The 7,482-nt window shown below is 52.9% G+C and carries 5 protein-coding genes and 3 pseudogenes; 3 read left to right on the top strand and 5 right to left on the bottom strand.

The window, feature by feature from the left end; translation table 11 throughout:
• Positions 1-272 precede the first annotated feature (272 nt).
• Both nodD3 and PYR71_RS30335 read right to left on the bottom strand, forming a co-directional pair.
• Positions 273-1,181 (bottom strand): transcriptional regulator NodD3, encoded by a 909-nt coding sequence (gene nodD3 / locus PYR71_RS30340; protein ID WP_004677763.1) that lies wholly within the window; start codon positions 1,179-1,181, stop codon positions 273-275.
• Between the two features lie 151 nt (positions 1,182-1,332).
• The gene (locus tag PYR71_RS30335) at positions 1,333-2,358 is read right to left on the bottom strand and encodes an LLM class flavin-dependent oxidoreductase (protein ID WP_011053483.1); all 1,026 of its coding nucleotides are present in this window, start codon (positions 2,356-2,358) and stop codon (positions 1,333-1,335) included.
• Positions 2,359-3,258: 900 nt separating this feature from the next.
• On the opposite strand from PYR71_RS30335, the pseudogene PYR71_RS30330 reads away from it, so the two are divergent.
• A pseudogene (locus tag PYR71_RS30330) lies at positions 3,259-3,519 on the top strand (transposase); the annotation flags it as partial.
• Between the two features lie 19 nt (positions 3,520-3,538).
• Here the strand turns inward: PYR71_RS30330 and PYR71_RS30325 are convergent.
• A pseudogene (locus PYR71_RS30325) lies at positions 3,539-4,299 on the bottom strand (IS5 family transposase).
• 100 nt (positions 4,300-4,399) lie between these two features.
• On the opposite strand from PYR71_RS30325, the pseudogene PYR71_RS30320 reads away from it, so the two are divergent.
• Positions 4,400-4,849: pseudogene (locus tag PYR71_RS30320) on the top strand (IS3 family transposase); the annotation flags it as partial.
• 155 nt (positions 4,850-5,004) lie between these two features.
• Here PYR71_RS30320 and PYR71_RS30315 read toward each other — a convergent pair.
• Positions 5,005-5,526 (bottom strand): aminoacyl-tRNA deacylase, encoded by a 522-nt coding sequence (locus PYR71_RS30315; RefSeq protein ID WP_004677747.1) that lies wholly within the window; start codon positions 5,524-5,526, stop codon positions 5,005-5,007.
• An 85-nt stretch (positions 5,527-5,611) separates the two neighbouring features.
• Positions 5,612-6,307 carry a DUF6875 domain-containing protein gene (locus tag PYR71_RS30310; RefSeq protein ID WP_004677746.1) on the bottom strand — a complete coding sequence of 232 codons (696 nt, stop codon included), beginning with the start codon at positions 6,305-6,307 and terminating at the stop codon, positions 5,612-5,614.
• A gap of 354 nt (positions 6,308-6,661) precedes the next feature.
• Between PYR71_RS30310 and PYR71_RS30305 the strand changes: the two genes are divergently transcribed.
• Positions 6,662-7,204 carry a hypothetical protein gene (locus PYR71_RS30305; protein WP_011053486.1) on the top strand — a complete coding sequence of 181 codons (543 nt, stop codon included), beginning with the start codon at positions 6,662-6,664 and terminating at the stop codon, positions 7,202-7,204.
• Positions 7,205-7,482 lie beyond the last annotated feature (278 nt).

The raw sequence follows: 7,482 nt of genomic DNA, 5'->3' as shown, positions 1-7,482 counted from the left end.
ATATCTTCGTTGACCTCGTCCTTCATCCAATAACCACTTCCGAAGTAACACTCGAGGTTGAGTAACACCGCAAATGTTGGAAGACAATGACATGGCTGTTGCGACCCCGCTCCAAGCCATCAAAAAACTGCTTCTTTGTCGAGGTGTGAGCGGCACATCGCTTACGATAAAATGGCCTGCGGGTCACTCACAGGTGGTGCCGTCTTCAGCTAATCGGCCGCGTCGCGGGTCGTCGCTCCCAATGCAGCCCAGCTTCCTAGGTTTCAGGATGGTCACGGCAATCGCGCTGCCTCCTGAACCATTATATCTCGCATCCAGATATTTGCCGGATCTTTGTCGTGAAGTACCGGCCATTGGACTGCCTCGGTGAATGTCGGCAGCGCTATCGGGGGCGCAGTCATCCGCAATGGTATCGTGTCCTCAAAAAGCCCAACTAGTCGTAACGGAACGGTTGCGATGCGATCGGTGCCCATTAGGGCGGCGGGGATCATGCTAAAGCTTGAAACAACGACTTCGACCCGCCTCTTGAGGCCATGCTCCTGCAAGAAGCAATCTTCTATGGTAGGCTGCTGCGTCCGACCGAACCTAACTACCGCGTGCCCCATTGAAGAATACTCCTCGGCAGTAAGGGCTTCCTCAAGTTGTTTGTTATTACTGCAGCCGACGCAAGTCAGTCGTTCCTGAAATAGATCTATCTTAGGGTGCGCGCTCGACATGAATAGCGGTGGGCTAATAAGGAAGTCTACGTCGCCGCGTCGCAAAAGCTCGTCTGGATTGTCAGTAAGAGGCAGCAAGTCAAAACTAATGCCGGGTGCTTCCCGCGCAAGACGCTCCAGTATCTTCTGAAAAAGAACAACTGTAACGAAATCGCATAAGCTTACTCGGAAATGACGATCTGATTGATCAGGAGTAAATTTATCCCAGGGTATGATATTGAGCCGAATATGCTGTAAAGCCTCACGAATCGCAGGCGCGAGGTCTTCCGCACGCGGAGTTGGAACGAACTCACGACCACGCATCGTAAATAGTTCATCGCGGAAATAGGAGCGGAGCCGGCGGACAGCTGCACTCATTGCGGGCTGGCTCAGATTAATGCTACGTGCCGCCGCAGTAAGGTTGCGCTCAATCATTAGTGCATCGAGCGCGACAAGGAGATTTAGATCGAGGCCCTTAAATCGCATATCTTTTAACTATCCAATAGTGCAGCCCATTCCACAATGGCTGTTCCTACGGCGATGGCTGAATTCGCCTTGACGCTCCTCAATCGATTTGAGGGCGCGGCCACAGAGACTTAATCTCTGTGATCGGAAAGCAACCTGAGGCCAGTCCAGATTAAGCCATAACTCCAGAGTGAACGCTCGTTGCAGTGTAATAGGAAGCCTCCAATGGCAAATCACCAAACGCCAGCTGGCAAAGAAGATAATTAGCACCTGCTTCCTCGACATGATCGAGAAGATCTTGCCTAACTGAAGCAGCAGTACCAACTACGCACAACTGACAGTCTACTGCTGCATCAAAATCCGGCGGGAGGTTCTGAGGAGTCTGTATCCCGTTAATCTCGTACAGAAACCTAAAGCTCCGAAGCCACCGTTGATAAGCCGGGGCCGCGAGCGAAATGGCATGCTTCGTCGTGCTGCCGGCCACCACCATTCGGACCAACCCAAGGAACGGCGCCCGTTTCCTGCCCCCGGCGGTACGTCTCTCGTGTGCTCGGTAGGCATCAGTGATCTGGCGAACAGCAGAAGCAGGGCCCCCGCAGGCAAGATTTGTATCGTTCTCAGCCGCCCAGCGCGCAACCTCAGGACGACTGGTTGTAATCCATCTCGGAGGCTGAGGACGTTGGTGTGGCCGCAACATCAACGGGACTTTGTCTAGTTCAAAGTGGTCGCCTTTGTAGGAAAGAGCCTGAGCTCCTTCCTTCATCGCTTGGATGACGATCTCGCTGGCTTCGAGATAGCGCGATGTCGCCACCTCCTCATCAATACCGAAAAAGCTCCATTCGATTGGTAAGGAGCCGCGCCCCATGCCCAACTCGAGCCTGCCACCGCTCAGATGATCCAGCATGCAAATTTCTTCAAACGCACGTAACGGATGATAAAGGTTCAACAGCATAACCAAAGGACCGAGACGAAGATGCTGCGTGCGCTGAGCTACGCTTGCTAGAAATAGATTCGGCGAAGGTCCTCTGCCGTGGGGAGTACAGTGGTGCTCTGCGACGTGATATCCATAAAAGCCAAGGCGATCGCAGACCTCTGCCAACTTCATCCGATCTTCATACTGGCGCCCAATCTCCCTTCCGTCTTCGTCCAAATGGTCGAAGATACCAACCATCAGCTTTGCGGGAAGAGAGTTTGTCATTTAAATGTCTCCAAGTTTGGCGGCGAATTTTCGGTGACCAAGACCGGAGGGTGGCCCCGATGTCTTTCGCCAGGAATCATCGAAAAGCTGCTGGTTCTAAAAAACGATGCTGACGCCGATGAGCTAATCATAATGCTCACGTTGAAATGACATTGAATCATTCGTATTCATGTATGACTTCGCGGTGGGTAACACCCCATCTCGCATACCCACAGCTCCGTTCACTTTTGAGAAGCCAAGGATTGGCAAGATCGGATAGTGGTTGTTCAGCTTTTGTGGCGACCCAAATGTGTTAAAGCTGGTATTCGGTTTAATGCGACGAGGCTCCTGCAGTAGGCGAAGAAAGGACCCAGAGCTATGTCTCGGCGCTTGATTGGCAGACGAGAGCGCCTTCTGCAGTTCCACGTTGGCCATGTTCGTCTCCATTTACCGGCCAGGTCTGTGACCTTGCCCTCGGCTGCTCTCGGTGGAGCAACATCATGGGGTCCCCAATTCATAATCGAGGTGTTTAATAACATCCCATGGCTTCGTAAAATTGATTGTTTGTATGGCATTGATCCACCAGGTGAATAACCAGGAATCTTCACCGTCAAAGGGTTGCTGATCGAACTAGCATACGGTCGACCCAGGCGAGATCACGGCCCCTTCCGAAGGTGGAAGGATCAGGAGCCAGTGCGGTTTTGGCCGCAGCGCAACAGCGCCGATACCAGAAATAGATGTGACGCAGTTGGCTTCCGCGTCTTTCGTGCACGCTGTTGTATGTCCTTAACATTCCCCATCTTAACTTCATAGGATCACAGGTTTTACGATAGGGAAATTGCTCTCAACCCTTCAAACTGGACCAATTTTGGTTAGAGTTTTCCGGTGCATTTTCCTGGCTGGGAAAAGGAACGGAACACGATGAAGGCATCGCAGTTTTCGGACGCTCAGAAGGCGTTCATTTTGAAGCAGGGTGATGAGGGCGTCTCGATCGCGGAGATTTGTCGCAAGGCGGGGATCAGTCAGACGACTTACTTCAACTGGAAGAAAAAGTACGCCGGCATGTTGCCGCCAGAGATGAAGAGGCGCAAGCAGCTTGAGGACGGGAATTCGCGATTGAAGAAGATCGTCGCGGATCTGACGTTGGACCGTGAGATGCTGCAGGACGCCATCCGCCGAAAGCTCTAGGTCGTGTGGACAGTTATCTGATCCATAGCATTGTCGCCGCGATAGTGACGACGGCGAGGTAGTTTTCGGCGGTTTTCTCGAAGCGCGTCGCGACCCTTCTGAACTGCTTGAGTTTAGAAAAGCAGCATTCGATCAGGTGTCGCTGAGCATAGAGATGTTTGTCGAGCGGGTATTTTCGCGCACGCGAAGGATTGTTGGGGATCACTGCCACGGCGCCCTTATCGGCGATGGCATTGCGCAGGTGATTGCTGTCATAGGCGGTATCGGCCATGATGATGTCGGCGGGTAGGCCCTCGATCAGGGCGTCGGCTTGCGGCGCATCGCCCTTCTGGCCTGCGGTCAATGTGAAGCGGACCGGGCAACCGAGACCCCGCACGGCCATGTGGATCTTGGTGCTCAATCCGCCGCGGGAGCGGCCAAGGGCTTGATCTTCAGCCCCTTTTTTGCGCCGGCAGCGTGCTGATGGGCGCGGATGATGGTGGAATCAACAATCAAGTACTCGAAGTCTGGATCGTCCGCCATCGCCTCGAATATGCGCCACCAGATGCCCTTCCGGCTCCAGCGGCTGAAACGACGGAAGACACTGTTCCACTCGCCGAACACTTCTGGCAGATCGCGCCAGGGCGAGCCCGTTCGCACAATCCAAAGCACCGCTTCCATAAACATGCGGTTGTCGCGGCCGGACGAACCGCGTGTGCGCTCGTCACCAATGATGTGGTGCGATATCCGCTCCCACTGCTCGTCCCGAAGGATCAGACGATCCAAAACACCCATGACTGCCTCCAAAAGACAGTCTTGAATCTGATTTGCTCAGCCTTGGGAATCCCAAGAGTCCACACCGCCTAAGGCCTGAGGGGTAGCGGGAGGTGGTGTCATGTGCCGCGATTGGGCGATCTCGATCCGGCGTGCCTGTGGCGCGTTGAACTTCGATCGGTCGACCGATCACTACATCTCTCGCCGCGCCGAGGCCGGTCTAGACCTGTAAGCGCGGGTGCGCTACGGCTATCGTCGCGTGCATGTGCTTTTGGAACGCGAGGGTTGGGGCACCAACATCAAGCGAACCTATCGCATTTACAGGGACTTGGGACTGCAGCTGCGGAATAAGACTCGGAAGCGCCGTGTTAAGGCGAAACTTCGCGAGGATCGGCAAATGGCTGTCGGACCAAATGACGTGTGGGCGATGGACTTCGTGCACGACCAGCTCGCAACCGGAAAGAAACTGCGGGTCCTGACGGTGGTCGCCACCTTCTCACGCTATGTTCCCGCGCTTGATCCGCCTCACAGCTATCGAGGTGAAGATGTCGTGCAGACGTTGGGACGGGTGTGACGATTTTCGTTATAGTGCGCACTATGAGTCCGATTACGCAACATACGTATTGAACCCTCATTCTCTAATCGAGGCGCCGTTACGTGGAACCGCATTTCCTTTCCCGAAGAAATAACCTACCTCACGGCATCTCTATGAAAGGTGACGAGGCGTTAGGTTTGACTGGCCCGTCCACGCGTCTGTAACGGCTGCCCGATCTTCCAAAGCATGCTTGTGTCGATCTCAAGCTCGACTCCAACCTTGCCCGCACCTGTGACTACGGTAGGATAAGAAAAAAGGGCGGTGTCGATCAGTACAGCGATCTTCTGGAGACCGAATGGTGATACGCTTCCTGACGGGTAGCCGAAGAGATCGAGTACCTGTTCTTTCTGAGCAAGCTCGGCTCGTTTCCATCCATACGTGCCAGCAACCGCTTTCATGTCAATCTTTGAAGGTGATGGCAGCAAAACGGCACAAAGGTGGCGCGCAGGATGAGACCGGCGCATCACATCGTTCGCTTTCTGCTCGGCAATAATCATCGTCTTTGCAACGCGCCCCACGGGAACGCCGATAGCAGAGGCTAAATCGGAAGGAGATGTAATAGGGGTGGCGAACTCACTATAGCGCCACAATCGTACCGTCGACGCTCCGATCTGGTGCAGTTCAGCAAGTACGTTCGGATGAACGTCCAACATAGTCGTTTCCTTCCGGTTCACCTGGTAGGACGATCGAGGATAGCTGTTTCAGCGACTGCGAGTACAGCCCTCTTGCGAGTAAGTTTCAGGCGGTTCGCTCCAAAAGCTGCCTAATGCGGCGGCGACCCTCGTTCCCAAAAATACTGAAGTAAGCCTCCAGGCACTTATCGCTATCGAGCATGAAAGGAGCATCATATTTGGTGATATGCCGAATAGCCAAGGCTGGAACCGTTGTGTCGAGCGGTCGAAACATCCTGTTGTGCAAACCGGGCTCCGGGCAACCTGGATAAAATTCACCGATCATGAAACCTTCCTGAATGAAGTCGGGCTTCAGCCGTTTTTGCAGTTGACCAATCCTGATGATCTCTCCTTCATCCTGTATTCCAGGAAGGGCAATGATAATGGCCTTATAGATCCAGTCGCCCGTTCGATCGTTGAAGGACTTTACGGGTTTCATCTGGCTGAAGACGGCGAGCATACGCGCCAAATCGTTTTCGATTTCGTCAACTGCAACAGCTTGCGACGCGGCAACCCGTAAAAGCCCCTTCGTCAGAGCCTCGGGAACGAAAGGGCAAACGCTCCCGTCCCGACCTAAATGAGGATGTGGATTGGAGAGGAATTCTGAGGCATACCGAGCAAATTTCTGAAGAGCTGCGTTTGCATACTCATCATAGGCGTTGTATCCCGCATCAATATTCTTTTCCAGAATTTCGCCCACTGTCATCAATGGACCAATCGTCCCGAAAGGTTGGCTGTAATCTTTCCAAATCTCTTTATTCATTTCGGATCCCTGGTTCGAAAAGCCACGTGCAAAACGGAAGGTCGGGCTCTTGCATGCCAGCTCGGGCGGCGGGCGAGCTGGTCGGGGGCCAATCAAGAGACCGACCTTCCATCGGAAGCGAAGCTCCCGAATTTTTGATAGCACTCGTAGTTACACTTGTGTAACTGTTTTTTTAAATGGATGTGAAAACAAGAGCGGGGGCTCGTGCACGATGAAGGTTAGTCTCACGACCGCCCGCAAATTCTTATATTCGTCGTAGTTATGAAGACATACATATGATAAATGTCGCCGCGATGGGATCCGGTAACAGGCTTTGGGTGAAAACAGAACGACCCATTGCGCAGAGGCGTGGCCGTGGCGAAGACAACACGAAGAAAAATATATACGCCAGAACAGATCGACGTCGGCGTAAAGCATAAGCTTGAGAAAATTGACTCGTTTTTGTCAGATCTCTTTAGCGAAAATTCCGAAGAAAAACTATTCCTGAGGAATATTCTTGGATTGATGCTTAAAGTATATCATATGGACGCCAATAACAAACCCATGACGAAGATGCAGGCGTGTCGCTATCTGCCTTTCAAAAACCAGACTGTTTGCCAAAAGTATGTCGAGGCAGCGCATTTGCGTGGGTTCATCGACATCACTCGGGATAAAACGGACAAACGGCGTCTGATTGTTGTTCCAAAGGAGCCGTTGGTTGTCTATGTCAATGAATATATAGCTGACTTCCTTGATGACTGCCGTAGAGCGATTGACAGTGCCGCTCAAGTAGCTACGCTTCCTGAGGAAGGGATGGCAACGGCAAGTTCTTCATCTATTGATAAATCGCCAGCGTCTTCTGGGGCACCTGTGGGTTCCTCTCAAAAGAGAGTCGATCGAAAAGCCAGGAAATTTTAGCGAGTTTTATTGTGGGAAAGCAAAAGTAAGAAGCCGGTCTCGCGCGCGTTTATCCTTTCATCAATCAAATGTTTCCTCCGTAAACAAGCTTCATCGAGGTAACCCGCTTCGCTTAACCGGCCTGACGGCCGGTGCAGGCGCTGCTAGGGGGAGCGGCTGTATCGTCGTTTCGGCCAAGAAACTGCGCGGGAAGTTCGGCGGCATGAGGTCTTTCCTCATTGTACAACACGACGACAGAACACCCACGGGACCGAGGTTCGCGAGCTTCTGTATCCGTG

It is taken from the genome of Rhizobium mulingense (genome assembly GCF_029194105.1).
GTDB lineage: Bacteria > Pseudomonadota > Alphaproteobacteria > Rhizobiales > Rhizobiaceae > Rhizobium > Rhizobium mulingense.
This window is presented reverse-complemented; position numbering and strand designations above follow the sequence as displayed.